The organism is Bacillus infantis NRRL B-14911, assembly GCF_000473245.1.
In the GTDB taxonomy this organism is placed as follows: domain Bacteria; phylum Bacillota; class Bacilli; order Bacillales; family Cytobacillaceae; genus Bacillus_AB; species Bacillus_AB infantis.
Genome location: NC_022524.1, coordinates 3,327,202 through 3,353,905, shown reverse-complemented (window position 1 = coordinate 3,353,905; position 26,704 = coordinate 3,327,202). Strand labels below are relative to the sequence as shown.

The window sequence follows — 26,704 nt, the reverse complement described above, 5'->3', positions numbered from 1 at the left end:
AGGCTTTTCCGCATTTCGATTGTCCAGCTGCAGGGGCCATTGGCTCGAGTCATAAGCCAATCCGGCCGGGAGGTTAAAGAACAACCTCCCGTCCGGCTCGTCTTATGCTTGAGGCCCGCAGGACGCGGGTCATGCAGACGTTGCCACAGGACGTGGCGTTTTTAGTCTGCGTTCCTTGACAGCAAACGCCTTCCGCTTTTCGATATTGTCCAGCTGCAGGCGTTAGCCCCTCGAGTCTTAAGCCAATCAGATCAGAAGGTTAAAGAACAACCTTCCGCTCTGCTCGTCTTAAGCTTGTCGGGGCTGAGCAAACGCCTTCCGCTTTTCTGCATTGACTTTTATTTTGTTTTGTTTTATGATTCTCAATAATTAATAGTTCTGCTATGAAGGAAAGAAGTAGTCCGAATGATCTGTAGAAGCGAGTCCGGGATGGTGTGAGCCGGATTATGGGTGTTGGATGAAGGGCGTTCCTGAGCGGATTGCGTGCTTTGGGCACATAAGGTGGCTGCATTGAATGGCAGCAAATAGGGTGGAACCGCGGGTAACTCTCGTCCCTATGCTTTTTGGAGCATAGGGATGGGAGTTTTTTTGTGCTTTTTCCCAATGCTCTGATTACACAAATACCTATTGGAGGTGCCAGGATGAATATTCAAAATATGATTCTGACTTTGCAAAAGCACTGGTCAGAGCAGGGCTGCATCCTTATGCAGGCTTATGATGTCGAGAAAGGTGCAGGAACGATGAGCCCGTACACGTTTTTGCGTGCAATTGGGCCTGAGCCATGGAATGTGGCCTATGTAGAGCCTTCACGCCGCCCGGCGGATGGAAGATATGGCGAAAATCCAAACCGCCTTTATCAGCACCATCAATTCCAGGTGATCATGAAGCCGTCTCCTGACAATATCCAGGAACTGTATCTGGATTCTCTTCGCGCCCTTGGAATTAATCCTTTGGAGCATGATATCCGGTTTGTGGAGGATAACTGGGAGAATCCTTCCCTGGGATGTGCCGGATTAGGCTGGGAAGTGTGGCTTGATGGAATGGAAATTACGCAATTCACCTATTTCCAGCAGGTTGGCGGCATTGAATGTAAGCCTGTTTCTGTGGAAATCACATACGGAATCGAGCGTCTTGCTTCGTATATCCAGGATAAAGAGAATGTCTTTGATCTTGAGTGGACTGAAGGCTTTACTGTAAGGGACATCTTCCTGCAGCCTGAATATGAGCATTCCAAGTACACATTTGAAACCTCTGATCCGGATATGCTTTTTAACTTGTTTAATATTTATGAAAAAGAAGCCCACAGGCAGATGGAAGAAGGTTTGGTTCATCCGGCATATGATTATGTGCTGAAATGCTCCCATGTTTTCAACCTGCTTGATGCGAGGGGAGCCATCTCTGTAACAGAAAGGACCGGTTATATTGGACGCTGCCGGAACCTGGCGCGGAAGGTCGCAAAAACATTCTATGAAGAACGGGAAAAATTAGGCTTCCCGATTTTACAGCGGAAGGGAGAGATTGAAAATGGCGAAGCGTGATTTATTGCTTGAAATCGGCCTTGAGGAAATGCCGGCAAGATTTGTAACAGATTCCATCAACCAGCTTGCTTCCAAAGTGGAAAAGTGGCTGGAGGAAAAGAAGGTGCCGCACGGAGGCATCAGCGCCTTTTCAACTCCCCGCCGTCTTGCTGTTCTTGTAAAGGATGTTAGTGAAACACAGGAGGATATCCATGAAGAGGCGAAAGGTCCGGCCAGAAAAATTGCCCAGAATGAGGCTGGAGAGTGGTCAAAGGCTGCGATCGGCTTTTCCCGGGGCCAGGGCATGGACGTGGATGATATTTATTTTAAAGAAATAAATGGCATTGAATATGCACATGTAAATAAGTTCATTAAAGGAGCCGAGACTGCTTCTATCCTGCCGGAGCTGAAGGATATCACGGAAAGCCTTACTTTCCCTAAAAATATGCGCTGGGCAGACAGGGATATGAGGTATGTAAGGCCGATTAAATGGATTATGGCTCTTTTCGGCCAAGATGTAATCCCGTTTGAAATAGCCGGGGTGCCTGCATCCAACTGGACTCTCGGTCATCGTTTTCTTGGGGAAAAGGTGGAGCTCACTGAGCCTGCAGAATACGAAAAAAGCCTGCTTGGCCAGTTTGTCCTTGTCAATGCAGAAGAAAGAAAAAGTGGGATCCGCAGCCAGATTGAACGCTTGGCAGAGGAAAATAACTGGGTGATTCCAGTGGATGAGGATCTGCTGGAGGAAGTAACAAACCTTGTCGAGTATCCAACGGCGCTCTTCGGAAAATTTGAGGAGGAGTTTCTTGAAATTCCTGAGGAAGTGCTGATCACTAGCATGAAAGAGCACCAGCGCTATTTCCCTGTCAAGTCTGCAGAAGGAAAGCTGCTGCCTTACTTTGTCACTGTGCGCAATGGTGACCATAACCACCTTGAACAAGTGGCAAAGGGGAACGAGAAAGTGCTTCGCGCCAGACTCGCTGATGCAGCTTTCTTTTACCAGGAAGACCAGAAGATGGATATTGAGTCAGCGCTTCAGAAGCTCGGCAGCATCGTCTACCATGAGGAGATCGGTACCCTTGCTGAGAAAGTTGAACGAGTTAGAAAGCTTGCCAATGAGCTGGCAGAATCGCTTTCCCTCAATCCTGAAGAAAAGAAAACGGTTGACCGTGCCGCAGAAATCAGCAAGTTTGATCTGGTATCACAGATGGTATATGAGTTCCCTGAATTGCAGGGCTTCATGGGTGAAAAATATGCTGCCCAAAAAGGTGAGGATGCCGCTGTTGCTAAAGCCATCAATGAGCATTATATGCCGCGGAATGCAGAGGATTCTGCACCTGAAAGCAATGAAGGTGCAGTCCTTGCAGTTGCAGAGAAATTGGATACGATTTCTTCCTTCTTTGCAATTGGCATGATTCCAAGCGGCTCGCAGGATCCATACGCTTTAAGAAGGCAGGCAGCAGGCATCGTCCAGATCCTCGCTGTTAAGGGATGGAAGCTTGAGCTTGAAGAAGTGATCAAGAAGTCGCTTGCACTTGTCAAAGAGTCAGGCGTCGGAAAGAAAGAGGAAGAGCAGGTATATGATGAACTGCTGTCCTTCTTTAAACTCCGCATCAAGCATACTCTGCAGGAGCGCAGCATCCGCTACGATATTATTGATGCCGTTTTATCAGGAAAGATCGGTTCAATGGCTTCTTTAATTAAGAGAGCGGAAGTATTGAATGCCCACAAAGGAGAAGACGGTTTTAAAGAGAGCATGGAGGCTTTGAGCCGTGTGCTGAATATTGCTTCCAAAGCAGAACACCCTGCAGCAGTTGATCAGGGGCTTTTTGAAAATAAGGAAGAAACGGAGCTGTACAGCCGTTTCCTTGAAGTTTCCGCAAAGATCGGCAATGGTGTTGAAGAGGAAGAATACTATATGCTGCTCGTATCTATGAGACCTGAGATCGGTGCCTATTTCGAAAATACAATGGTCATGGCCGATAACACTGCTTTGAAGGAAAACCGTTTAAGCATGATGGCCGAAATCGCATCACTGATCCAGGCATTTGCCAAGGTAAACGAAATAGTAGTCAAGTAAGAAGTAATTTTTGCTTTTTAGCTTGCTAAAAGATATGATTATGCAGAGAGCCTGTCAAAAATTCCGACAGGCTCTTTGAAATTTTTTCCTATATGCCAGGTTAAATGTTAAAACATTCTTTTCATTTATAGCAAATAGTATATAATATTTTTATAAAAGTATAACATTATTAGCTGGCAAGCAAGGTGGTGAGGACAATAGAGCTTAATAAAAGACAAGAATTAATATTGGATATCGTGAAAGAAAATGGACCAATCACAGGTGAACATATTGCAGAGAGGCTGAACCTGACAAGGGCAACCTTAAGGCCTGATCTGGCCATATTAACCATGGCGGGCTATCTGGATGCAAGGCCGAGGGTAGGCTATTTTTATACTGGCAAGACAGGTGCCCAGCTTCTGACTGAAAGCCTGCAGAAGCTGCTGGTGAAGGATTATCAGTCCATCCCGGTGGTCGTGAATGAAAATGTATCGGTCTATGATGCGATAGTTACGATGTTCCTGGAGGATGTCGGTACATTATTCGTTGTCGATCAATCTTCTCTGCTGGTCGGCGTCTTGTCCAGGAAGGACCTGCTGAGGGCAAGCATCGGAAATCAAGAGCTCACAGCCCTTCCGGTAAATATCATCATGACGAGGATGCCTAATATTACAACCTGCAAAAAAGACGATCTGCTGATTGAAATAGCCAATCTGCTGATCGAAAAACAGATAGACGCTTTGCCGGTCGTGAAAGAAACCGATAAGGGCTTTGAAGTAACAGGCAGGATCACAAAGACCAATTTGACAAGGGCGTTCCTTGCTCTTGCAGAACAAAGGTGATTTAGAAGAGAGGATGGATGAGCAATGGGTACAGTGCCGATCATCTATGTTGTTTCCGATTCAGTGGGGGAAACAGCAGAATTAGTGACGAAAGCGGCCATCAGCCAGTTCAATGGCAGCGATCTGACAATAAAAAGATTTCCTTATGTTGAAGATAAATTTAATATCGATGAGGTATTATCGCTCGCGAAAATGGACCAGGGAATGATTGCTTTTACATTGGTAAAGCCTGAAATCCGTAGTTATATGGCAGAAGCAGCAGCCAGGGAAAATATTTATGCGATCGACATCATCGGGCCATTGATGGACAGGATCCAGTCGATCTGCGGGGAAACCCCCTTGTATGAGCCGGGCCTTGTCAGGAAGCTGGATGATGACTATTTTAAAAAGGTGGAAGCAATCGAGTTTGCTGTGCAGTATGATGACGGCCGCGATCCACGGGGAATCCTTAAGGCTGATATTGTTCTTGTCGGCGTTTCAAGGACCTCGAAGACGCCTTTATCCCAATATCTCGCACACAAGCGGCTTAAAGTCGCGAATGTCCCGCTCGTTCCGGAAGTTGATCCGCCTGAAGAGCTGTTCCAGGTATCGCCTTCCAAGTGCTTTGGCTTAAAAATAAGCCCTGAAAAGCTGAATAATATCAGGAGGGAAAGGCTCATTTCACTCGGTTTGAGCGATAATGCCAGCTATGCCAATCTTGAACGGATCAAAAGCGAGATCAGCTATTTTGACCAGATTGTAACCAGGATCGGATGTCCTGTGGTCGATGTTACAAATAAGGCAGTGGAAGAAACGGCAAACGTCATTTTTGACCTTTACCGGAGAAATATTTCTGCAAAGTAGCACATACTCTTGTGAATATGTGCTTTTTCTAATTTTAGGCAGTACATTCCGGTTAATGAGAAAATTAGGGCTGTACAGTAAAAAATAATGGCAAAACTGACTTTTATGCACTATAATAAAAAATTGTGATAAAAATATTCATCATTAGGTTTAGACTTACCACATAACGAATAAACTATTTATTGTGAGAAGTCAAGGCAGGCATCTAAAAAAAATTCGACATGAATCTCTTATGAAAAGTTGCTCTATTAAAGAAGGAATATGCGGAGTGATGTAGAATTACTAGTACATTAGGGAAAAGAAGCATCCTGGTTGACGCTGATTCTTGTCCTGTTAAGATGGAAATTGTCGAAATTGCCAAAGGCTTTGAAATCGAACCGGTTTTCGTCGCTTCCTACGCACATATGGTAAATGACTTTGGCGGGGCTGTCTGGAAGTTTGTTGATTCAAGCAAAGAAGCAGCAGATCTGTTCATCATGAATCATGTGAAAAAGGGGGACGTTGCAGTCACACAGGATATCGGCCTAGCCTCAACGCTGCTGCCTAAAGGGGTTTATGTTCTTTCTCCCAGGGGAACCTTATACGAAGAAGAGCATATCCATACAGCTCTGGATATGAGGTATCTCAGTGCCAAAGCAAGGCGCCGGGGGCAATATGGAAAAGGCCCTAAGCCTTTCACCCAGGAAGACCGGAGCAGGTTTGTGAAGCAATTGACAAAGATTTTGTCGAATCTTGCAGGAAAATAGCTTTTTTATCACGAATACCTCATAAGTAAAATTGGAGTTGTTCTCATGGCAGAGCGAATTTCCGAAGCGAAACTGGATGAAATCCGGCAGGCTACAGACATTGCCGATGTAATCGGTGATCATGTTCAGCTCAAGAAACAGGGGCGGAACTATTTTGGCTTATGTCCATTCCATGGAGAAAACTCGCCATCTTTTTCTGTTTCCCCGGAAAAGCAGATTTACCATTGCTTTGGTTGCGGAGCCGGAGGGAATGTGTTTTCGTTCCTGATGGAGCATGAAGGCTATTCTTTTCAGGAAGCTGCTGTCAAACTTGCAGAAAGAGCGGGGATTCAGCTTGATATTGAAGCCGCATCCGCAAAGCAGAGCTCGCTGCCCGAAAATCTCCAGCAGATGATAGAGGCGCATGAGCTTCTCCGGAAATTTTACCATCATTTGTTAATGAACACAAAGGATGGCCAGCACGCACTGGAGTATTTGCTTGACAGAGGCTTTACCAAAGAGTCGATTGAGAAGTTCCAGATCGGTTATTCCCTGGATTCATGGGATTTTGTTTGCAAGTTCCTTGTAAAAAGGAAATTCAATCCTGAATTCATGGAAAGAGCTGGGCTTATCATCAAAAGGGACAGAGATGGCAGTTATTTTGACCGCTTCCGCGATCGGATCATGTTTCCGATCTTTGACCGCAAAGGAAACACGATTGCTTTTTCCGGAAGATCGCTCGGGGCCGGAAATGAGCCCAAATATCTGAACAGTCCGGAGACAGCAATCTTTAATAAAAGTAAAATCTTGTATAATTTCCACCTGGCAAGACCGGCAATCCGCAAGACACACCAGGCGGTCCTTTTTGAAGGGTTCGCGGATGTTATTGCTGCAGACCGTTCTTCTGTTGAGAACGGGGTTGCCACAATGGGGACTGCATTGACGCCTGAACATGTTGCAATGCTCAGGAGAAATACTGAGTCTGTCACCATTTGCTATGATTCGGATAATGCCGGAATAGAGGCGGCCTTTAAAGCCGCTAAAATGCTGTCTGAGGCTGGCTGCGGCATCAAGGTTGCCATGCTGCCTGATGGCATGGACCCGGATGACTACATCAAACAGCACGGAGCTGAAAAGTTTCGCAATGATGTAATCGAGTCCAGCATTACCCACATGGCGTTCAAGTTTCTTTATTATAGAAGGGGCAAAAAGCTCCAGGATGAAGGAGATCGGCTTCTATATATAGAAGAAGTACTTAAGGAAATCAGCCTTCTTGATAAGGCTGTTGAAAGAGATCATTACATGCGCCAGCTGGCTAATGAATTTTCTCTGTCACTGGAAGCGCTGAAGCAGGAGCAAAAGCAGATATACTTTGCCGAGAAACGAAAAAACCAGGGCAGTTCTGCCCCAGCACAAAAGAAGCATATGATCGTTTCACGGCGCCAGGATTCGCTCAAGCCTGCTTTTCATACAGCTGAAAGAAGATTGATTGCCCATATGCTGAGAAACAGCGATACTGCTTATAAAGTCCAGGAGCTTCTCGGAGGCAGCACCTTTAACATTGATGATCATCAGGCTATCATTACTTATTTATTTGCTTTTTACGAAAAGGGGAATAGCCCCGATCCAAGTGCCTTCTTAAATTTCGTTGAAGATGCAAAGCTTAAGCGGATCATTGCGGATATCGAGATGATGTCGGTTAATGATGAGCTGACTGAGCAGGAGCTCAATGACTATATTAAGCAGGTGTTGAATTATCAAAAGATGTTAATGATAAAGGAAAAGCAGGCTGAAGGGAAGGAAGCCGAACGGCAGAATGACTTTGCAAGGGCTGCATCGATTGCAATGGAAATTATTCAACTGCGTAAATTGCTATAGATAAGCTTTTATACGACTGGTTTGTGATTTTTGGAAGGAGGGGGACTTATGGCTGAAAAGTCAGCCCGTTCAAAAGAGGTTGATTCAGAGTTGACCATGGAGCAAGTGAAGGAACAGTTAACGGAAGTAGGAAAGAAAACCGGGGTGCTCGCATATGACGATATCGCGGAAAGGCTTTCCAACTTTGAATTGGATTCCGATCAGATGGATGAGTTTTATGAGTTTCTTGGAGATCAGGGGGTAGAGCTTGTCGGCGACAACGATGATGCGGACCCTAATGTCCAGGAGCTTGCCAAGGGTGAAGAGGAATTTGATTTAAACGATTTAAGCGTTCCTCCAGGAGTTAAAATTAATGATCCCGTCCGCATGTACCTGAAAGAAATCGGGCGTGTGGATCTTCTTTCTGCACAGGAGGAAATTTCCCTGGCCAAGCGGATCGAGGAAGGCGACGAAGAGGCAAAGAGAAGGCTGGCGGAAGCCAACCTGAGGCTCGTAGTCAGCATTGCCAAAAGGTATGTCGGAAGGGGCATGCTGTTCCTTGACCTGATCCAGGAAGGGAATATGGGCCTGATCAAGGCAGTTGAGAAATTCGATTACCGTAAAGGCTACAAATTCAGTACGTATGCAACATGGTGGATCCGCCAGGCCATTACAAGGGCGATTGCCGACCAGGCAAGGACGATCAGGATCCCTGTCCATATGGTGGAAACAATCAATAAGCTTATCAGGGTGCAGCGTCAGCTTCTCCAGGATCTCGGCCGCGAACCGACTCCGGAAGAAATTGCAGAAGACATGGATCTGACACCGGATAAGGTCAGGGAGATTCTTAAGATTGCCCAGGAGCCTGTTTCACTTGAAACACCGATTGGGGAAGAAGATGACTCTCACCTCGGCGACTTCATTGAAGACCAGGATGCGACTTCGCCATCTGAGCATGCTGCATATGAGCTCCTGAAAGAACAGCTTGAAGACGTCCTTGATACGCTTACAGACCGTGAGGAAAATGTCCTGAGGCTGCGTTTCGGGCTTGATGACGGGCGTACGCGCACTCTGGAAGAGGTCGGAAAGGTCTTCGGCGTAACCAGGGAGCGTATCCGCCAAATCGAGGCGAAAGCACTTCGCAAACTGAGGCATCCAAGCCGAAGCAAGCGGCTTAAAGACTTCCTCGAATAAAAAAACATTGTCAGAAAATAGTTTACTTCTTAAAATAGAGGTAAACTATTTTTTTTGAAAAAAATGCCTTTGGATTTCCGGACGGGATGGGTGGATATGGATAGAGCGAGAAAAGACATGATTGTAAAAGAAATTTTATACTGGAAGGATAATCGCATGCTTCCTGAGCATTATTGTGATTATCTGCTTGCTTTGTATACAGAAGGGAATCGGCCGAAGGATAAAGCTCGAAAGGCAAAAGGGTTTTATTTTCTCAATATCATTCTCTTGCTGCTGATTCCTCTGTCGCTGTTATTCATTTATTTTACTGAATTATCTTTCATTTTGCAAATGGGCCTTCTGATTTTTTTTACAATTACTGGAGTTTCTCTTGCTATTTATTTTACTAATAAAGGAATTGCGCCGCAACTGCCTCTCGCTGTTTCGGCTTTAATATTGCTTTTGATATCGGTTGAAATGGCATCTCATTTTTTCCCGCATCATAATACAGCCTTGTATGGAGCTTTAATGCTTAATTGTCTGCTTTGGATTGCGGCTGCCTGGAAATTCCGTCAGCACTATTTTGGAATATCCGGCCTGGTAGGACTCATCATCATTGTTATTTCTATTTTCATATAATAAATTAAATTTTAAAGTTTTTAAATGTTGAGAAAATTAATTCCTTCCTCGTATAATGGTAATGAAAGCGTATACAAAACTTCGAGGGGGATTTGCATGAATTTTGAATTGACTGCCGAACAAAATATGATTCTGAAAATGATCAGGGAGTTTGCTGATGAAGAAGTTGCTCCCGGTGCACTGGAAAGGGACAGGACGAAAGAATTCCCTAAAGAAATATTTAACAAATTATCTAATATGGGTGTGATGGGGCTGCCATTCCCTGAAGAATACGGCGGCGGAGGGGCTGATACAGTCAGTTTTGCCATTGTGACTGAAGAGCTCAGCAGGGCATGCGGTTCGACGGGGATCACTTATTCAGCCCATATTTCCCTTGGCGGGGCCCCCCTTTATCTTTTTGGGACTGAAGAGCAAAAGCAACAGTATCTGGTTCCGATCTGCACTGGAGAATCATTCGGGGCTTTTGGGCTTACAGAGCCTAACGCGGGATCAGACGCAGGCGGTACAAGGACGAGCGCGGCAGAAAAAGATGGGGAGTTCATCATAAATGGCAGCAAATGTTATATTACAAATGCGAGCTATGCAAAGCATCTGGCCATTACAGCGGTCACGGGGGGAAGCGGGGCGGATAAAGAAATCAGCGCCATCATTGTGCCGACAGATGCAGAAGGGTTCAAGGTGATCGATAATTACGAAAAAATGGGGCTTAATGCTTCTAATACCACAGAGCTTGTGATGGAAGATGTGCGTGTGCCGACTGAGCACTTGCTCGGCAAAAAAGGCGAAGGTTTCAAGCAATTCCTGATTACATTGGATGGAGGCCGGATAGGGATAGGCGCCATGGCTGTCGGAATCGCCCAGGCTGCTTATGAAAAAGCATTGCAGTATGCAAAAGAGAGGACTCAGTTTGGCCGCTCTCTGTCCCAGTTCCAGGCTATCCAGTTCAAGCTCGCTGATATGGCGATGAAAATCGAGCTTGCCCGGAATATGGTCTATAAAGCAGCATGGCTCAAGGACCAGGGAAAGCCATTTACGAAAGAAGCGTCCATGTGCAAGCTGTATGCATCGGAAATCTGCATGGAAGTGGCTGACCAGGCAGTCCAGATCCATGGGGGCTATGGCTATATGAAGGACTATCATGTAGAACGCTATATGAGAGATGGAAAGCTGACGGAAATCGGAGAGGGGACATCAGAGATACAGCGTATGGTGATTGCGCGGCAGATCGGCTGTTAAGGACAACTGGCTCCATTTATATGGAGCTTTTTAATTTAGCTGGCAAAACAGAGGCGGAATCTTCCAATTTCGAACATACTGTGACAAAGTTCAGTTTAGGGCTTTTCCTTCCAGGGGTTTTCAAGTAAAATAGAGATTGTTTGTATTATATAATATACTTGACTGAGATGTTCTTACATAAGGGAGGTTAAAACATGAACCGAAATCCATTAATTCCGTTTCTTTTGATTGCTGTGCTAGGCATTGGAGCTATGTTCCTCGTTTCCTTCAAAGGGCTGGGCGATGCTAAGGACCTTGCGGCTGAGCAGGAAGGCGGCGGAGAAGAACAGACTGAAGAGGTTGCAGCCAACCCGGAAGACATTTATAAACAAACCTGTATCGGCTGCCACGGCGACCAGTATCAGGGTGGGGTAGGTCCTGCTTTGACAGGCGTTGGCGACCGCTATTCACAGGATGAAATCGCTGACATCGTTGTTAACGGTAAAGGATCCATGCCGCCAGGGCTTGTTCCGCAGGAAAAAGCAGGCGAAATGGCTGAATGGCTGGCAGGCCTGAAATAATGTGACAGTTAAAGAAAAGCCTTTCTTTTGAAAGGCTTTTCTTTATTTTGGAGCTCCGATCAGACTCCTGGATATAAGTCCTGCCGGGCTGCTGGACATTGCTTTCCGGCTTTTTTATACTAAGAGAATAATTATGTACCTGAATCTATGTAAAGTGGTGTGATGTAAGAGATGAATACAGAACAATTATCACAGCGGCTGGCACGTGTCGCTGAATATATTCCGGATGGTGCAGCCTTCGCTGATATAGGCTCAGATCATGCCTATCTTCCATGCCATGTTGTCTCTAAGGGCAAAGTGCCCTTCGCAGTCGCAGGCGAAGTGGCAGAGGGTCCCTTTCAGTCTGCCAGGAATCAAGTCAACCAGGAAGGGCTGGGCGATAAGATAGCTGTCAGGAAAGGGAATGGCCTGGAAGTGATTGAAGGCGGAGAAGTCGATTGTGTAGCCATTGCGGGTATGGGAGGCGCCTTGATTGCCAGTATCCTGGAAGAGGGAAAAGAAAAGCTGTCTTCAGTGAAAAGGCTTGTCCTTCAGCCTAATATAAGCGCCATTTCAATCCGTAAATGGCTTATTGAAAACGGCTGGGAGCTTATAGAAGAGGATATCCTTGAAGAGGATGGAAAGATATACGAAATCCTGGTTGCAGAGCATGGAGAGCCGCTCCGTCCCTACAAGGGGAAGGATGAGAATAGCGCCTTTCTTTTTGGCCCCTTCCTTACAGCGCAAAAAACGGATACCTTCCAGAAAAAATGGCAGCATGAAATGAAAAATTGGCAAAGGATTCTGCAGGAACTGGATAAAGCTGCAGACTCGGAAGAAACACGGACAAGGAGGCTGGAGCTCGGCCAAAAAATCTCTATGGCAGAGGAGGCAGTAAAGAGTGAAAAAAGTTAACGGCCATCAAATCATCTCTTTGTTTGAGGAGTTCTCTCCAAAGAACCTGGCAATGGAAGGCGATAAAATCGGACTGCAGATTGGCGGACTGAATAATAAGGTGCAAAATGTCATGATTGCTCTTGACGTGCTGGAGGAGGTCGTTGATGAAGCCATCGAAAAGAATGTGCAGCTCATCATCGCCCATCACCCCCCGATCTTCAGGCCATTGCAGAAAATCAATACGGATACAGCAGCCGGAAGGATTATCGAGAAGCTCATAAAGCATGATATAAGCGTATATGCGGCTCATACGAATCTTGATGTGGCTGAGGGCGGCGTGAATGACCTCCTGGCGGAAGCTCTTGGTTTAGAGAACACAGAAGTGCTTGTGCCCACACATGAAACCAGCCTGAAGAAACTGGCTGTTTTCGTACCGCTTGAAGCAGCTGAGGCTCTGAGAGAGGCGCTGGGCAGGGCAGGTGCCGGGGCAATTGGAGATTACAGCTTCTGTGCCTTCTCTTCGGAAGGAACCGGACAGTTTATGCCCGGGGACTCAGCCAACCCTTACATCGGGACCAGAGGCCGCTTGGAAAAGGTAAAGGAAGTCAAGGTGGAAACAATTTTTCCGGATCATCTGGAAAAGAAAGTGATTTCTGCAATGATTAAAGCCCATCCATATGAAGAGCCTGCCTATGATATTTATCACCTTGATAATAAAGGCCAATCACTTGGGCTTGGACGGGTCGGAACAGTTCCTGAAACAACGCTTGAAGAATTTGCTGGAAAAATTAAAGAGGCATTCGGGCTTGACAGGGTCCGGGTAGTCGGAGATCTGAACTCTCCTGTCAGGAAAGTGGCTGTCCTGGGCGGGGATGGAAATAAATATTTTACCCAGGCCAAGTTCAAAGGCGCGGATGTGTATGTAACAGGGGATATGTATTATCATACTGCGCATGATGCAATGATGATGGGCCTGAACATTATTGATCCAGGCCATAATGTAGAAAAGGTCATGAAGAAGGGTGTGGCTCATATCCTTGAAAAAATGGCCAGGGAAAAGGGATATGATGTGAATTTTATTTCCTCAGAAGTGCATACAGATCCTTTCAAATTTATATAAAGAAAAGAGCTGCAGCGATTGCTGCAGCTCTTTTCTTTAAGCTCTCTTGATTTTTGGAAGCACTTTGCTGAGAGGCACTTTCTTCTCGGTTTTCCACGTTTCCGGATCATTAGGATCGAACTGCTGAAGGAAAGTGATGACTTCTTTTGTTATTGGTGTAGGAGTAGAAGCTCCTGCTGTGACAGCCGCCTTTTTGGCATCTTTCAGCCATTCGATCTTCAGTTCAGAAAGATCGGCAATCCGGTATGCGGTGGTGCCTGCAATTTCCTCGGACACCTGGGCAAGGCGATTGGAGTTGTTGCTCTTTGGGTCACCGACTACAATCAGTACATCGGCTTCTCCTGCCTGTTCAGCGACCGCTTCCTGCCTCACCTGGGTAGCCATGCATATTTCTTTATGGAACTCTGCATGAGGGTATTTCTCTTTTATCTTATCCATGACAGTGACGACATCCCATTGGCTCATAGTCGTCTGGTTGGTAACAATGATTTTGCTGCTGTCCAGGGTGAGCTTGCCGACATCTTCTGCAGTTTGTACAAGAGATACTGCATGCGGAGCAACTCCAAGGGCGCCTTCAGGCTCAGGATGGCCTTTTTTGCCGATGTAAATGATCTGATAGCCTTCAGCGTCTTTTTCCCTGATAAGATCATGGGTCCTTGTCACATCCGGACAGGTGGCGTCAATCGTTACGAGCCCCTTTGATTTAGCAATTTCGCGGATTTCAGGGGAGACGCCGTGCGCCGTGAAAATGACAGTGCCTTTGTCGACTTTTTCAATGATATCTTTACGGTTTTCTCCATCCAGCGTTATAATGCCTTCTTCTTCAAATGCATCGGTGACATGTTTGTTATGGACAATCATGCCCAGTATATAAATCGGCCGCGGCAGGTTTTTATCCAAAGCGGCATTCCTTGCTATGACCATTGCATCGACAACCCCATAGCAATAGCCCCGCGGCGAAATTTTTAAAACATCCATTCTCCAATCCTCCCATTGCAGTGGAACTGAAACTTATTTTTAAGAGAATCAACTGCCCCTACATTATATAAGACTTGTAGAGATATTACAAAAGGGGGCATTCAATTGGCAGTAAAAATCATTGCATTTTTCAAAAGCTGGATGAATGAGGCCAAAACAAAAAGAATGCGCAAAAAGCTGCATTCTTCACGGATTCTAAATATACAGCTTGGGTGAGGAACTGCCCTTTCCAGGAGCTTTGGCACGTTTGGGAGCTTCTGAAGGCTGGTGGGACCCGGCTGTTTCAGTTTTTCTTTTCTCAGGCGGGGAGGGGGCTTTTTTTGTTTCAGAAGCTGCCTCCTTTTCACTTTCTTCATTTCCGGAGCTCTTCAATCCTCTGTACAGTTTCCACATGGCCGGAAGATTTTTGACCATTGGGCCATACTGCTGTACCATCGGTCCGAATTGCTGAGCTGTATTGAGCATTTTCTGTGTATTTGACAAGAATCCCGAAATGCTGGACGGGTTGGCAATCGACTTCAGGAATCCGCCTGAACCGGCTGCATTGGCAGCGCCCGGAGCTGCGGCGCGCATGCTATTCAAACCACCGGCTGCAGATGCTGGATTCCCGCCTTTGCCCAGAAGCTTGGCCAGCAGTCCTCCGCCTCCCTGGCGTGTCTGCTGCATAGGTCCCATCATGGGGCCGAAATTGGGCCTGGCCTGCATCGGGCCTCTAAATTGCGGCGGCATTCCTCCGCCCTGCATCGGAAAACGGGGTCTAGGCTGCATAATTTGCCTCCTTTACTTAAAAGTTTCTCCTTATGTAAGCTATGCACCTGTCATGAAATTGGTTTAGGTTTCTGCGGATGTTTCCCTATTTTCATGTTTGCCGGGCATTTAGTAAGTGCCTGTTGCGGAACATTTCTGCTGATTCCGTGCTTATTTTTGTGATCCAGATTTCACATGGCATGCACAATATCGGGCTGGATGAGTCCCAAATAAAGTTGGAACAATGCCAAAGCCTATTAAAAACTCCCTGAATGGCTAAAATAATTATATCAGCGGTATTGGTGGTCTTTTGCATGAAACTTTATTATAATAATATGATGGACAAAGACTGGTGAGGCAAGTTGTCCACTCAGGCTGCGGCCACTAACTATAAGGAGTTAATTATGACGGAAACGAAATTCGAACGCTACGAACTTAAGCCATTTATTATAGAAGCTGTCAAAAAGCTCGGGTTTTATGAGCCCACAGAAATACAGGAACGCCTGATCCCGATTATCCTTAAAGGGGATAGTGCGATTGGACAGTCCCAGACAGGCACCGGGAAGACTCATTCCTATATTTTGCCGATCCTTCAGAAAATTGATCCTTCGAGGCAGGGGGTACAAGCTGTCATAACTGCTCCGACAAGGGAGCTGGCCACCCAGATCCATAAGGAAGTACTTAAAGTAACAGAGCAGGCTGATGGCGATGAGGAAATCAGCTCCAAACTGTTTATAGGGGGAACAGATAAACAGAGGACAATTGAGAAGCTGAAAGTGCAGCCCCAGGTAGTAGTAGGGACACCGGGCCGGATCAACGACCTGGTCAAGGAAAATGCACTTCTCGTCCATACCGCTTCAATGCTGGTCGTGGATGAAGCTGATCTGATGCTGGATATGGGCTTCCTTGAAGATGTAGACCAGGTTGCAGGCAAGATGCCTGAAAAGCTTCAAATGCTTGTATTCTCGGCAACAATCCCGGAAAAGCTGAAGCCATTTCTGAAAAAGTATCTGGAAAATCCAAAATTCGTCCAAATAGAGCCCAAGCAGATTGCAGCTGCAAAAATTGAGCATTATCTGCTCCCTTCAAAGCACAAAAATAAGACGGAAATTGTCTTTCGTGCATTGGAGGCATTTAATCCATATTTGGCGATCGTCTTTACAAATACTAAGAAAAAGGCTGATGAAGTCGCAGATGCCCTTATGCAAAAAGGCTTAAAAGTAGGCCGCATTCACGGAGATCTCAGCCCTCGTGAGCGCAAGAAGATGATGAAGCAGATTATGGATCTGGAATTCCAGTATATTGTTGCGACCGATCTTGCTGCCAGAGGCATCGATATCCAGGGAATCAGCCATGTGATCAATTATGAGCTGCCGACCGATCTGGACTTTTACATCCACCGTGTAGGCCGCACGGCAAGAGCAGGATCTTCCGGCATCGCTCTCACGATTTATGATACGTCAGATGAAGATGCGCTGAACAGGCTGGAAAAGCTGGGGATCGAGTTCAAGCATGTTGATCTTCAAAAGGGTGAATGGATTGATTTGGGCGACCGCAATAGACGGAAAAAGCGGCAAAGGCAGACGGATGAGATTGATGCCCATGCTCAATCCCGTGTGAAAAAACCGAAAAATGTAAAGCCAGGCTATAAAAAGAAAATACAAAGAGAAGTAGAGAGCATCAAGAAACGCCAAAGAAGGCTTAAAAAGAAATAAAGGCAGGCTGCCGGAGGGAGAGAATGAAATGCTTAAAATTGGTTCGCATGTGTCGATGAGCGGGAAAAAAATGCTCCTTGCCGCAAGTGAGGAAGCTGTATCTTACGGCTCCAGCACTTTCATGATTTACACAGGAGCCCCTCAAAATACACGCCGGAAAAAGATTGAGGATTTGAATATTGAGGAAGGCAGGCGCCATATGGAGGCCAATGGAATTGACAATATCATTGTCCATGCCCCATATATCATCAATATAGGAAATACCACAAATCCTTCGACCTTTGAGCTGGGAGTCAACTTTCTGCGTTCGGAAATAGACCGGACTGAAGCAATCGGCGCCCGACAGATCGTCCTTCATCCCGGTGCGCATGTTGGTGCAGGAACAGAAGAGGGCATCAAAAAAATCATTGAAGGGCTGAATGAAGTCCTGAATGGCGAGGAAAATGTCCAGATTGCTCTGGAGACAATGGCAGGCAAAGGCTCTGAATGCGGGAGAAACTTCGAAGAGCTGGCCATGATCATCGATGGGGTCAAGTATAATGATCATCTATCCGTCTGCTTTGATACATGCCATACGCATGATGCCGGCTATAATATCGTAGAAGACTTTGATGGCGTCTTGAATGAGTTCGACAAAATTGTCGGGCTCGACCGCCTGAAGGTGCTTCATATCAATGACAGCAAAAATGAGCGGGGAATGAAAAAGGACCGCCATGAAAACATCGGGTACGGACATATCGGCTTTGACGCTTTAAGTTATATCGTCCATCATCCGCAGCTTTCAGAAGTCCCGAAAATCCTTGAGACGCCATTTGTCGGGGAAGATAAGAACAGCAAAATGCCTCCATACAAATACGAAATTGAGATGCTCAGGAATAAGGAATTCAATGAAAACCTTCTTTCGGACATCATGGAAGGCAAATAAATGAAATACAGCTGCAGGGTGCTGCAGCTGTATTTTTTATGAGAGAGGCTTCAGGCTAAAGAGGTAATCATTCCCTGCCGATTAGGTGTTAAGCAGAAAAGAATTACATTAACCCTGTTGATTGCAGTGGAAGGCACGTAGACTCCAGCGGGATTGCAGCGAAAAAGTTGAGACCCCGCAGCGCGGAGCGTGAGGAGGCTCAACTTCGCCCCGCGGAAAGCGAAGTGCCTGCAACGGAAATCAACAGCCCATACTAACATCTATGGTTCTTTATATTGGGTATAGGCTGCAGACTAAACTGAAGTTTTGAGTATACGTTCCTCTGATGAGCAAGGCTTTTCCGCATTTCAATTTGTCCAGCTCCAGCGGCTAGAGACTCGAGTCATAAGCCACCAGAGAATTAAAGGCAAAGAACGCCTTTTATTCTCTGGCGTCTTATGCTTGTCGTCTCTGGGCAAGCCGCCTCCGCATTTTAATTTGTCCAGCTCCAAAGCCTAGCCCCTCGAGTCATAAGCCACTTGGGAATTGAAGGCAAAGAACGCCTTCTATTCCCAAGCGTCTTATGCTTGTTGGGGCTGAGCAAGGCTTTTCCGCATTTCTATTTCGTAAATTGCATAAACAGCTTGTTTACTTCCCTTGCTGTGTCGGGTCCGGCAATTTTGGCAATTTCCTTAATGATTTTGGAGCGTTCTGAATCCTGGAAGATGTTTACCTGTTTACCTCTTAAGTAATTGGCAATCTGCTTTGCCTGTGTCTGATTTATGGATATTTGGAATTGCTTAGCGTATTTTAAAAGCTCTTCAGTCGTTATCGTGCTGACTTTATGATTGATGATGTTTTCGAATATTTTCATTTTCTCCCACCTCCTCTGTACCATATGTACAATAGCCCGGAAATGTTACTGAAAATTGCCTCCAGAATAAAATTAAACCATTCAGCCCGCTTCTCTTTACTTTAGGGAAAAGTTCCGTTATACTACTTAAGTTAAATCGGAATCATTCTTATATTAAAAAGGTGATAAAAATGAAAGACCAAACTCCCATAATTGAGATATCAAATCTCACTTATAGATATGAAAAAGAAAATGTGCTGGAAAATATAAATTTAACTGTACCTGAAGGGGCATTCCTTGGGATAGTAGGACCGAATGGTTCAGGAAAATCCACTCTCCTAAAAATGGTCCTGGGGCTTCTTAAGCCCCAGAAAGGTGACATTTTTCTGTTTGGACAGCCAATCGGAAAATTCAGGGACCAATCAAAAATCGGCTTTGTTTCCCAAAAGGCGAACTCCTTCAATACCGGATTTCCTGCGACTGTTTTTGAGGTGGTTTCAAGCGGCCTTACGAAAAAGCTTGGCCTGTTCCGTTTTGCCGGCAGGCAGGAGCGGGAAAAAGTTGCGGAAGCGATCGAATCAGTCGGTTTAACTGCTTTTTCCGGACGCAATATAGGGGAGCTATCCGGAGGGCAGCAGCAGCGGGTCTTCATTGCGAGAGCGCTTGTCAGCAGCCCAAAACTGATGATTCTTGATGAACCGACTGTCGGGGTTGATGCACAGAATGTGCAGTCATTTTATCAGATGCTTGAGGATTTAAATAAAAAACTGGGCATTACGCTTGTTCTTGTCACGCATGACATTGGTACGATAACCGATAAGGTTTCGCATGTAGCCTGCCTGAATAAGCATCTTCATTTTCATGGAAGGACAGAAGAATTTGAAGAATTCGATCGGAATGAGGTTTCTGAGTTTTACGGTCACGGGCTTCACGTCCTTCATCATGACGATCACCATCACCACCATGAAGGAGGGACATTATGATTTCCGCAATCCTTCAATATGAATTTTTGCAGAATGCTTTTTTGACCGGCATTATTATCGGCATCATTGCCCCGATTCTGGGTGTATTCATTGTTGTCCGCAGGCTGTCGCTGATAGCCGATGCCCTGAGCCATGTTACACTTGCAGGGATTGCTGCCAGCCTCCTCCTGGAAAAGAAACTTATGCTATCCGGCGGCCTGAACCCGATGTATATGGGAATGACATTTTCAGTTGCAGGCTCACTTTTTATTGAAAAGCTGAGAGCTGTTTATAAGCATTATCAGGAGCTTGCGATACCGATCATTCTTTCAGGAGGCATCGGGATCGGAGTGATCTTCATTTCTCTGGCGGACGGCTTCAATACAGACTTGTTCAGCTACCTGTTTGGAAGTGTAAGTGCCGTCAGCAGGACAGACCTGTGGTTAATTTTAATCATTAGCGCCGTTGTGGCAATTCTTATAGTATTATTATATAAAGAGCTATTTTTGCTTTCCTTTGATGAAGAGCATGCAAAGGCATCCGGGATTGCCGCAAAAAGTGTCCATTTCATTTTTATCGTAATGGTTGCCCTGGTCATTGCGGCCTCCATGAGAATTGTCGGGATTTTGCTTGTTTCGTCCCTGATGACACTCCCGGTAGCTGCCAGCATCCGTATTGCGAAAGGATTTAAGCAAACCATTCTTTTCTCGGTGATTTTTGGTGAAATCTCTGTCCTTGGGGGACTGTCGGTTTCATATTACCTGGATCTCGCTCCAGGAGGGACGATTGTAATGATTGCCGTCCTAATTCTTGTGTTGACCATTTTAATAAAATCCCTGCTCCTGAAACTTGCAGCCGGTTCTGAAAAAGCCGGGGCATAGGAAGGGCCAAGAACAGCTGCCGGGAGAAGGCAGCGCGATTTAAAGAGGTGATTGCAATGAATGTGGAAGAAGCCTTGATTCTTTTAAAAGAAAAAGGATATAAACATACAGGGAAGCGTGAGGAAATGCTGCAGTTCTTTTCTGACAGCAATAAATACCTGACTGCCAAAGATGTACTTGATAAATTGAAGGACGATTATCCCGGGTTAAGCTTTGACACTATATACCGGAACCTTTCTTTGTTTGTGGATTTGGGGATTTTTGAAATGACCGAGCTGTCCGGAGAGAAACATTTCCGTTTTACATGCTCGCACCATCACCATCACCATCACTTTATCTGCCTTGATTGCGGCAAAACAAAGGAGATTGATACTTGCCCAATGAATGGGCTTCAGGAGAACCTGAAGGGATACGATGTTTCCGGCCATAAATTCGAGATTTATGGCCGCTGCCCGGATTGTGTTCATTAATAAATGAAAAACCGGCCTGGGGGCCGGTTTTTTCGTTTTTTATTTTTCAGCTTTCAGCCACTTTTCAACTGCTGCCTTCGCCTCAAACCAGCCTTTCACCCTTATAACCCCTTCAGGGATCGGGTCGCGATTATAAGGTGTATCAAAAAGGATGACGGGTATGCCGCATTCTTCATGGATCGCAACTGCATTATCATGCTTGTCTTCAAAGAATATATCCACTTTGTGCTTTTTTGCAGTACTGATTTTATCATGAGAGCCGATCAATTCTACATGATGGAAATGAAGCTCGTTTTCAAGAAACCATTCTTCGGTCAATTCCTGCAGGGTAGAGCCGCGTGCACTGATAAAGTACAGCTCATGCTTTGATTCCCATTCTTTCAGGACCTGTTTTGCTCCTGAAGCCAGCGGGGAGTTGGCATAAATCTTTGGTTCATTATCAAGGAACCATTTTGCAAATTCTTCTTCGCTTATGTCAACCAGGGGATTTAAGTCATACTCTTTTACATCCTCCAGGGTCAGGTTTAATTGAAACGCTTCATTCAAATAGGGGATGATCGAGGAAGGGCAGGTCACTGTCCCATCGATATCAATGCCAAATCTTTTCATATGTTTTTTCTCCTTATATGGATGTCTCATACCATCTTAACAGAACTAGTGCCCGCCAAAAAGGATTGCAGGAGAAATGCCTGTTTTTTTATCCATACATTAGCATCGTAAAACAGGGGGAAAGAGCAGATAATAAATAATGCCCCTATAGAAGGGGGCAGCTAATTTGCCATTACTAACAAATCAGGCTTCTGAAAGCGGAGGGATTATATTGGCAGATCAAGAACGCTCACAGCAAGAACAAGACCTTCGTCACAGCGAAGAGCTTGGCGAAAATAATGAATATGGATCAAGGAATTATACAGAAGAAACAGCCGCCGAAATCGCAGCACCTGTTTCGCTGGGAAGAAACAGCAGCGGGGAGGACTACCGCGGGGAAGAAAATGCCGGGATGGACCTTTCTGGCGGTATGATGGGGTATGGAGCTTTAGCGCTTTCGATTCTTTCACTGTTTGTCCTGCCAATTCTGTTTGGCGCTGCCGGCATCATTCTCGGCTTCATAGCGCGCAGAAGAGGGGCGCGCACAACCGGGGCCTGGGCAATCGGCATCGGTGCCGTCTCCATTATCATCGGAATCTTTATCCTTCCGTTCTTTTAGGCGGAGAAGGGAAAAAAGACCGGCTCACAATTGAGCCGGTCTTTTATTTGCTTCAGCTGAAGGGGCGGCAAGCCGCTTAATCATTCATTTGAAGCTGCTTTTCAGCTTCTTGTTTAGCATAGTATTCTTCAGCGATTTTATCGATCTCGATTTTTAATTCTTCGACCATTGTATCTTCAGGGACTTTGCGGACTATTTTTCCTTTACGGAACAATAGGCCTTCCCCGCGGGCGCCGGCGATGCCGATATCTGCTTCACGGGCTTCTCCAGGGCCGTTTACAGCACAGCCTAGCACAGCTACTTTTATAGGTGCTTTGATCTTCTGGATATATTCTTCCACTTCATTGGCAATGCTGATCAAATCGATCTCGATCCGGCCGCAGGTCGGGCAGGAAATGAGTGTAGCAGCATTGGATGAAAGTCCGAATGACTTCAAAAGTTCCCTGGCGACTTTTACTTCCTCGACAGGGTCGGCACTCAAGGAAATCCTTAAAGTATTTCCGATGCCTTTGCTTAATATGGCACCAAGGCCCGCGGCGCTTTTCACCGTGCCGGCAAACAAGGTCCCTGATTCTGTAATTCCAAGGTGAAGCGGGTAATCAAACGCCATGGCTGCTTTTTCATAAGCCTCGATGGCCAGGTTGACGTCAGAAGCCTTCATGGAAACTATGATGTCATGGAAATCAAGGTCTTCAAGGATTTTAATATGATGCAGGGCGCTTTCCACCATACCGTCGGCAGTCGGATAGCCGTATTTCTCGATGATCCGCTTTTCCAGTGAACCGGCATTAACACCGATCCGGATCGGGATCCCTTTTTCCTTTGCAGCTTTAACAACTGCTTCCACTTTTTCACGGCGGCCGATATTACCAGGATTAATCCTGATTTTGTCAGCTCCGCCCTCGATAGCCTTAAGAGCCAGTTTATAATCAAAATGGATATCCACTACAAGAGGGATATTGATCCTTTTCTTTATTTCAGCGATCGCATTTGCCGCTCTTTCGTCAGGGCACGCCACCCGGACCACTTGGCATCCTGCTTCTTCAAGCCGTTTAATTTCAGCAACAGTAGCTTCCACATCATGCGTCTTAGTGGTCGTCATGCTTTGGATTACAAGTTCATTATTGCCGCCGATGGTCAGGTTGCCTACTTTGACCGGGCGGGTTTTGGTACGATGTATAATTTCACTCAATGGTGATTCGCTCCTTTAAATATGGAATTGGAACAATATAAAATGAATTTTCAGCAGCGCATTGCAAAGTCCTGCCGCTGTCAAACTATATCCTATTGTATCAATGAACCTGCTGAATTGACAAGAATGATGGTTCTGGCATTTATCTTTTCAATTGCTAGTTTTTGCGTAATCCGGAAATTTATAAATTTTGCCTGCCTGAATCTTCCCGGCCTTCACTCCGCTGTTAAGCTTTTCAAAATCTGCTGCTACCCGGGAGATAGAAACGGGAACTGAGCTGTCCAGATGCCTCTCGACGATTGTCAGGACAGTCTCCCCGGGAACTGCTTTTTGTTCAAAATAGGCCAAAGCATCCTCATCCGGCTCCACAATGGAAGAGGCTTCAAGGGCAGGGGCCTGGTCAGGGGCAGGAAGGGTCCCGCGGCTCAGATCATAAAATATAATATATATGGCAAGAACAGCAATCAGCAGCGCAGCAAACCGTTTCATTGGGCACAGCCTCCGATCCGCAGTATTTTTATACTGAATGTATGCCTGTACATCCAAGGATAGAACAAGCTATGCATACGAAAAATGATTTAGGAAAATATTACTGCTTTTTTACAAAAGCTTAACAATCCCTCTCTATAATTGAAGGTATTAGAGGGGGAGAGATGTATTTTGGCAAAAACATCACAGTATTTCATCAAACTTAAAAAGGCTGGCAAACGTTTTGCCAGGCCATTGCAGAGTATGAAGTTAAGAATAACCGGGAAAAATCTCATGGCAAGGATGCCGCTGCAATTCAGGCTTCTGTTCCTGACTTTGGGGCTGCTTGTTGCGGCCATTTCAGCAGTTGCCTATATCTCATATGAAAAGTCAAAAGATACAGCGGTAGAGCTTATGGAGCAAAGGCTGGAAAGAGAAACAAAAACCTTTTACCAGCTTGCACAGAACTTGATGTTCATTTACGTGGGAAAAGAAGATGAGTTCAGCAAAAAGGTAAACCAGGTGCTGAAGGGACAGGAAGCGGAGCTGGCAAAAGATGGGCTGCACGGTGAATATTTTCTTATTTCGGGAGGAAAGGCGGAAGCTTTTGATGTCAGTAAAAAATCTTCATTGAAGTTTCCGGAGAAGCTTTTGGCCGGCATCCAGGAAACAAAAACCGGGATTGCCCATGAAAATTTGAATGGAAAGGAATATACCCTTTCCTATCACAATGTCCAGGAGCTTAATGGGGTATTTTTAATAGCCATCCCGCAAGAGCAATACCTGCACAATGTTTATGACATGGCTACATACATACTTATTGCAGCGATTGCCAGTATAGCGGCTGCTGCCCTCCTCATCTTGCTGCTGGTCCGAAGCATTACAGGCCCGCTTAATACGTTAAGAGATATTATGAAGCAGGCCAGGAAGGGTAACCTTGACTTAAAAGCAGAATCACGAACCACAATCCCGGAGATTACATCTCTGATAAAAAGTTTTCATAGCATGATGAGCCAGATGAGGGAGCTGATCATCCGCATTTCGGATACATCCAGGGATTTGACATGGACAGGTGCTGATCTGCAGGAAATTTCCGGCCTGGTTCTGGAAGAGCAGGAACACCTTAATGAAGCCATCCGCATGGTAAGGGCCGGGGCAGAAGAAACCGCAGGAAGTTCAGAGAAAAGCATTCAGCTTTTTCAGGAAATGAAAAATTCAATCGAAAGCATCTCTCAGATGATGGGAAGTATGACTGCCAGCGCAAGCTCAATGAATACATCCGCATCAGAAGGTGAAGAAAGCATCAAGGATCTTGTTCATACCGTGAGAAACTATGAGAAGGAGTTTAAAGCAGTTTCTGCCTCTGTACAGGAGGTAAGGGATTATTCAGATAAGATCGCACAAGTGGTCACGCTGATTCAGGATATTGCCGGGCAGACAAAGCTTCTTGCCCTGAATGCGGCCATAGAGGCAGCAAGGGCAGGGGAATCAGGAAAAGGCTTCGCGGTTGTGGCTGATGAAGTAAGGAAGCTGGCAGAGCAGTCTTCAAAAGCTGCTGAAAATATAACAGGAACTATAGCAGAGATGGAGAGTATTTCTGCTAAAGCTTCAGATGGCTTCCAGGAGATGCAGGAAAACTTTGAGATTCATCTGGAGGCAGCGGAGAAAAGCAGGAACACATTTGATGTACTCATGCGGGAAATTTCATCAGTAAGCATGATGATTAAAGAGTCCGAGAAGGGACTGGCCGTCCTGAATGGGATAGTGCCTGAAGCCGAGGCTGCAGCAGAAGGATTTGCCTCCGTAAGCCAGGAAACACTTGCAAGTGCAGAACAAATGATTTCAGCTTCCAATGAGCAGGCAGCCAAGACTAAAAGAAGCCATGATGCGGGTGAGAGCCTTATCTCCCTTTCCGGGTCGCTTGCGGAAACCATATCATTGTTTAAATATTAATGAATGAAAAAAGGCGGCCCGAATGGTCCGCCTTTTTCATATGCAAATTGGAAGGGTAATCCGGCTGAGAATACAGCTTGATTACTGACGCTTATTGCTTGCTTTTTGGCATAGGCACTTCCTTTATTGCCAGCATCAGGATGATGATGGACACAAACCAGTTGATCATGAAGCCGCTTGGCACATTTGTCTGCAAAGCGCCCATGACCGCAAAGAAGACAGTCGGCAGCGTGACGCTGTATGCGGCCATCCGCCATAAGTGCCTGTATTGCAGGCGGCGGCCGGCAATGCTGCGGAGAAGGAGGCCGATCAGCGCCAGTACGGAAACCTCAATGAATTTAACCGCGGTGCTGAACAGGTAAATGACTAAAGCCATAATAATGATGAAAATGACCAGGACTGAATCAATGGAATCCAGGAAGGATACTGCGTCTTCCTTCGTCAAAGTCAGATCGCCTGCCATTGAATAAGAATACGTTTGCACCTGCCCGCCTGCAACAAACATAAATTCATCTTTTAGCATAGCGAGGGCCATATTGGAATCGGCCAGCTCTTCTTTATTGGCGGTGCCTGTTGAGTCAAATACAATGGTAAAGCTGTTTTTATTGATGATGATCGGAGCTTTTTGATCGGAATTCAGTTCCCCGTTCTCAATCGTAAAGTCAGGGATATCCTCTGCCAGACTCTCACGGGCAGCATCTGCTCCTGACATGATGGCCGTGCTGAAATAATAGATGGTTGGCAGGACAGACAGGAGGGTAAGGAGGAAAACATAGAAAATTGTCTTCCCGATTCCCTGAAAACGGAAGGCTGCTATATCCCTTGGGGAATAAAGACTTTTAAAAAACTGTTTAAATACATTCATTTTGACACACCCTTAAAAAGATTCACCATTTATTTTAGCCGCAGAGCCCTATATGTACAAGT

At 45.7% G+C, this 26,704-nt stretch carries 26 protein-coding genes; 19 read left to right on the top strand and 7 right to left on the bottom strand.

Annotation, left to right across the window (positions count from 1 at the left end; genetic code table 11):
* The first annotated feature begins 641 nt into the window (after window positions 1-641).
* The 12 genes from glyQ to N288_RS16965 all read left to right on the top strand — a co-directional run bounded on the left by glyQ (window position 642) and on the right by N288_RS16965 (window position 13,447).
* A complete protein-coding gene (gene glyQ, locus N288_RS17020; protein WP_022544204.1) occupies window positions 642-1,538 on the top strand; it encodes a glycine--tRNA ligase subunit alpha in 897 nt (298 codons plus the stop codon).
* Window positions 1,525-3,597 carry a glycine--tRNA ligase subunit beta gene (gene glyS / locus N288_RS17015; RefSeq protein ID WP_009791405.1) on the top strand — a complete coding sequence of 691 codons (2,073 nt, stop codon included), beginning with the start codon at window positions 1,525-1,527 and terminating at the stop codon, window positions 3,595-3,597. Before glyQ ends, glyS begins: the two co-directional genes overlap by 14 nt.
* A gap of 188 nt (window positions 3,598-3,785) precedes the next feature.
* The gene (locus N288_RS17010; RefSeq protein WP_009791406.1) at window positions 3,786-4,418 is read left to right on the top strand and encodes a helix-turn-helix transcriptional regulator; all 633 of its coding nucleotides are present in this window, start codon (window positions 3,786-3,788) and stop codon (window positions 4,416-4,418) included.
* A 24-nt stretch (window positions 4,419-4,442) separates the two neighbouring features.
* Complete coding sequence (locus tag N288_RS17005) at window positions 4,443-5,261, top strand: pyruvate, water dikinase regulatory protein (RefSeq protein WP_009791407.1); 819 nt, start codon at window positions 4,443-4,445, stop codon at window positions 5,259-5,261.
* Window positions 5,262-5,539: 278 nt separating this feature from the next.
* A complete protein-coding gene (locus N288_RS17000) occupies window positions 5,540-6,007 on the top strand; it encodes a YaiI/YqxD family protein (RefSeq protein ID WP_224951682.1) in 468 nt (155 codons plus the stop codon).
* Window positions 6,008-6,052: 45 nt separating this feature from the next.
* On the top strand, window positions 6,053-7,864 hold the full coding sequence (dnaG, locus tag N288_RS16995; RefSeq protein WP_009791409.1) for a DNA primase: 1,812 nt from the start codon (window positions 6,053-6,055) through the stop codon (window positions 7,862-7,864).
* Window positions 7,865-7,912: 48 nt separating this feature from the next.
* Window positions 7,913-9,037: an RNA polymerase sigma factor RpoD gene (gene rpoD / locus N288_RS16990; RefSeq protein WP_009791410.1), complete on the top strand. Its 1,125-nt coding sequence runs from the start codon at window positions 7,913-7,915 to the stop codon at window positions 9,035-9,037.
* Window positions 9,038-9,133: 96 nt separating this feature from the next.
* Window positions 9,134-9,655 carry a hypothetical protein gene (locus N288_RS16985; protein WP_035401200.1) on the top strand — a complete coding sequence of 174 codons (522 nt, stop codon included), beginning with the start codon at window positions 9,134-9,136 and terminating at the stop codon, window positions 9,653-9,655.
* Window positions 9,656-9,751: 96 nt separating this feature from the next.
* The gene (locus tag N288_RS16980) at window positions 9,752-10,891 is read left to right on the top strand and encodes an acyl-CoA dehydrogenase family protein (protein ID WP_009791412.1); all 1,140 of its coding nucleotides are present in this window, start codon (window positions 9,752-9,754) and stop codon (window positions 10,889-10,891) included.
* A gap of 194 nt (window positions 10,892-11,085) precedes the next feature.
* Window positions 11,086-11,451, top strand: coding sequence for a cytochrome c550 (gene cccA / locus N288_RS16975; RefSeq protein ID WP_009791414.1), 366 nt, complete (start codon window positions 11,086-11,088; stop codon window positions 11,449-11,451).
* Window positions 11,452-11,622: 171 nt separating this feature from the next.
* Window positions 11,623-12,345: a tRNA (adenine(22)-N(1))-methyltransferase gene (locus N288_RS16970; protein ID WP_009791415.1), complete on the top strand. Its 723-nt coding sequence runs from the start codon at window positions 11,623-11,625 to the stop codon at window positions 12,343-12,345.
* Window positions 12,332-13,447: a Nif3-like dinuclear metal center hexameric protein gene (locus N288_RS16965; protein WP_009791416.1), complete on the top strand. Its 1,116-nt coding sequence runs from the start codon at window positions 12,332-12,334 to the stop codon at window positions 13,445-13,447. Before N288_RS16970 ends, N288_RS16965 begins: the two co-directional genes overlap by 14 nt.
* A 36-nt stretch (window positions 13,448-13,483) precedes the next feature.
* Here N288_RS16965 and N288_RS16960 read toward each other — a convergent pair whose 3' ends face one another.
* Both N288_RS16960 and N288_RS16955 read right to left on the bottom strand, forming a co-directional pair.
* Window positions 13,484-14,425: a 4-hydroxy-3-methylbut-2-enyl diphosphate reductase gene (locus N288_RS16960; protein ID WP_009791417.1), complete on the bottom strand. Its 942-nt coding sequence runs from the start codon at window positions 14,423-14,425 to the stop codon at window positions 13,484-13,486.
* Between the two features lie 195 nt (window positions 14,426-14,620).
* The gene (locus N288_RS16955) at window positions 14,621-15,193 is read right to left on the bottom strand and encodes a YqfQ family protein (protein ID WP_022544201.1); all 573 of its coding nucleotides are present in this window, start codon (window positions 15,191-15,193) and stop codon (window positions 14,621-14,623) included.
* A 383-nt stretch (window positions 15,194-15,576) separates the two neighbouring features.
* Here N288_RS16955 and N288_RS16950 point away from each other — a divergent pair, with 383 nt between their 5' ends.
* Together N288_RS16950 and N288_RS16945 are read left to right on the top strand one after the other, a co-directional pair.
* On the top strand, window positions 15,577-16,887 hold the full coding sequence (locus N288_RS16950) for a DEAD/DEAH box helicase (RefSeq protein ID WP_009791420.1): 1,311 nt from the start codon (window positions 15,577-15,579) through the stop codon (window positions 16,885-16,887).
* Between the two features lie 28 nt (window positions 16,888-16,915).
* Window positions 16,916-17,812 carry a deoxyribonuclease IV gene (locus N288_RS16945; protein WP_009791421.1) on the top strand — a complete coding sequence of 299 codons (897 nt, stop codon included), beginning with the start codon at window positions 16,916-16,918 and terminating at the stop codon, window positions 17,810-17,812.
* Between the two features lie 598 nt (window positions 17,813-18,410).
* On the opposite strand, the gene N288_RS16940 is transcribed toward N288_RS16945, so the two are convergent.
* On the bottom strand, window positions 18,411-18,665 hold the full coding sequence (locus N288_RS16940) for a DUF2624 domain-containing protein (protein WP_022544200.1): 255 nt from the start codon (window positions 18,663-18,665) through the stop codon (window positions 18,411-18,413).
* Between the two features lie 170 nt (window positions 18,666-18,835).
* On the opposite strand from N288_RS16940, the gene N288_RS16935 reads away from it, so the two are divergent.
* From N288_RS16935 to N288_RS16925, 3 genes are read left to right on the top strand one after another with little or no spacing between them, the layout of a single operon-like run.
* A complete protein-coding gene (locus tag N288_RS16935; protein ID WP_009794859.1) occupies window positions 18,836-19,627 on the top strand; it encodes a metal ABC transporter ATP-binding protein in 792 nt (263 codons plus the stop codon).
* Window positions 19,624-20,487 carry a metal ABC transporter permease gene (locus N288_RS16930; protein WP_009794860.1) on the top strand — a complete coding sequence of 288 codons (864 nt, stop codon included), beginning with the start codon at window positions 19,624-19,626 and terminating at the stop codon, window positions 20,485-20,487. Before N288_RS16935 ends, N288_RS16930 begins: the two co-directional genes overlap by 4 nt.
* A gap of 56 nt (window positions 20,488-20,543) precedes the next feature.
* The gene (locus N288_RS16925; protein ID WP_022544199.1) at window positions 20,544-20,957 is read left to right on the top strand and encodes a Fur family transcriptional regulator; all 414 of its coding nucleotides are present in this window, start codon (window positions 20,544-20,546) and stop codon (window positions 20,955-20,957) included.
* A gap of 39 nt (window positions 20,958-20,996) precedes the next feature.
* Here N288_RS16925 and N288_RS16920 read toward each other — a convergent pair whose 3' ends face one another.
* The gene (locus N288_RS16920) at window positions 20,997-21,566 is read right to left on the bottom strand and encodes a nucleotidase (protein WP_022544198.1); all 570 of its coding nucleotides are present in this window, start codon (window positions 21,564-21,566) and stop codon (window positions 20,997-20,999) included.
* A 166-nt stretch (window positions 21,567-21,732) separates the two neighbouring features.
* On the opposite strand from N288_RS16920, the gene N288_RS16915 reads away from it, so the two are divergent.
* Window positions 21,733-22,164: a DUF308 domain-containing protein gene (locus tag N288_RS16915; RefSeq protein WP_009794864.1), complete on the top strand. Its 432-nt coding sequence runs from the start codon at window positions 21,733-21,735 to the stop codon at window positions 22,162-22,164.
* Between the two features lie 76 nt (window positions 22,165-22,240).
* On the opposite strand, the gene ispG is transcribed toward N288_RS16915, so the two are convergent.
* Together ispG and N288_RS16905 are read right to left on the bottom strand one after the other, a co-directional pair.
* Complete coding sequence (gene ispG, locus N288_RS16910; protein WP_022544197.1) at window positions 22,241-23,356, bottom strand: flavodoxin-dependent (E)-4-hydroxy-3-methylbut-2-enyl-diphosphate synthase; 1,116 nt, start codon at window positions 23,354-23,356, stop codon at window positions 22,241-22,243.
* Between the two features lie 150 nt (window positions 23,357-23,506).
* Window positions 23,507-23,845 carry a hypothetical protein gene (locus tag N288_RS16905; protein WP_009794867.1) on the bottom strand — a complete coding sequence of 113 codons (339 nt, stop codon included), beginning with the start codon at window positions 23,843-23,845 and terminating at the stop codon, window positions 23,507-23,509.
* Between the two features lie 171 nt (window positions 23,846-24,016).
* On the opposite strand from N288_RS16905, the gene N288_RS16900 reads away from it, so the two are divergent.
* On the top strand, window positions 24,017-25,777 hold the full coding sequence (locus N288_RS16900; protein WP_009794868.1) for a methyl-accepting chemotaxis protein: 1,761 nt from the start codon (window positions 24,017-24,019) through the stop codon (window positions 25,775-25,777).
* Between the two features lie 91 nt (window positions 25,778-25,868).
* Here N288_RS16900 and N288_RS16895 read toward each other — a convergent pair whose 3' ends face one another.
* The gene (locus N288_RS16895; RefSeq protein ID WP_009794870.1) at window positions 25,869-26,642 is read right to left on the bottom strand and encodes a DUF1189 domain-containing protein; all 774 of its coding nucleotides are present in this window, start codon (window positions 26,640-26,642) and stop codon (window positions 25,869-25,871) included.
* Between the last annotated feature and the right edge of the window lie 62 nt (window positions 26,643-26,704).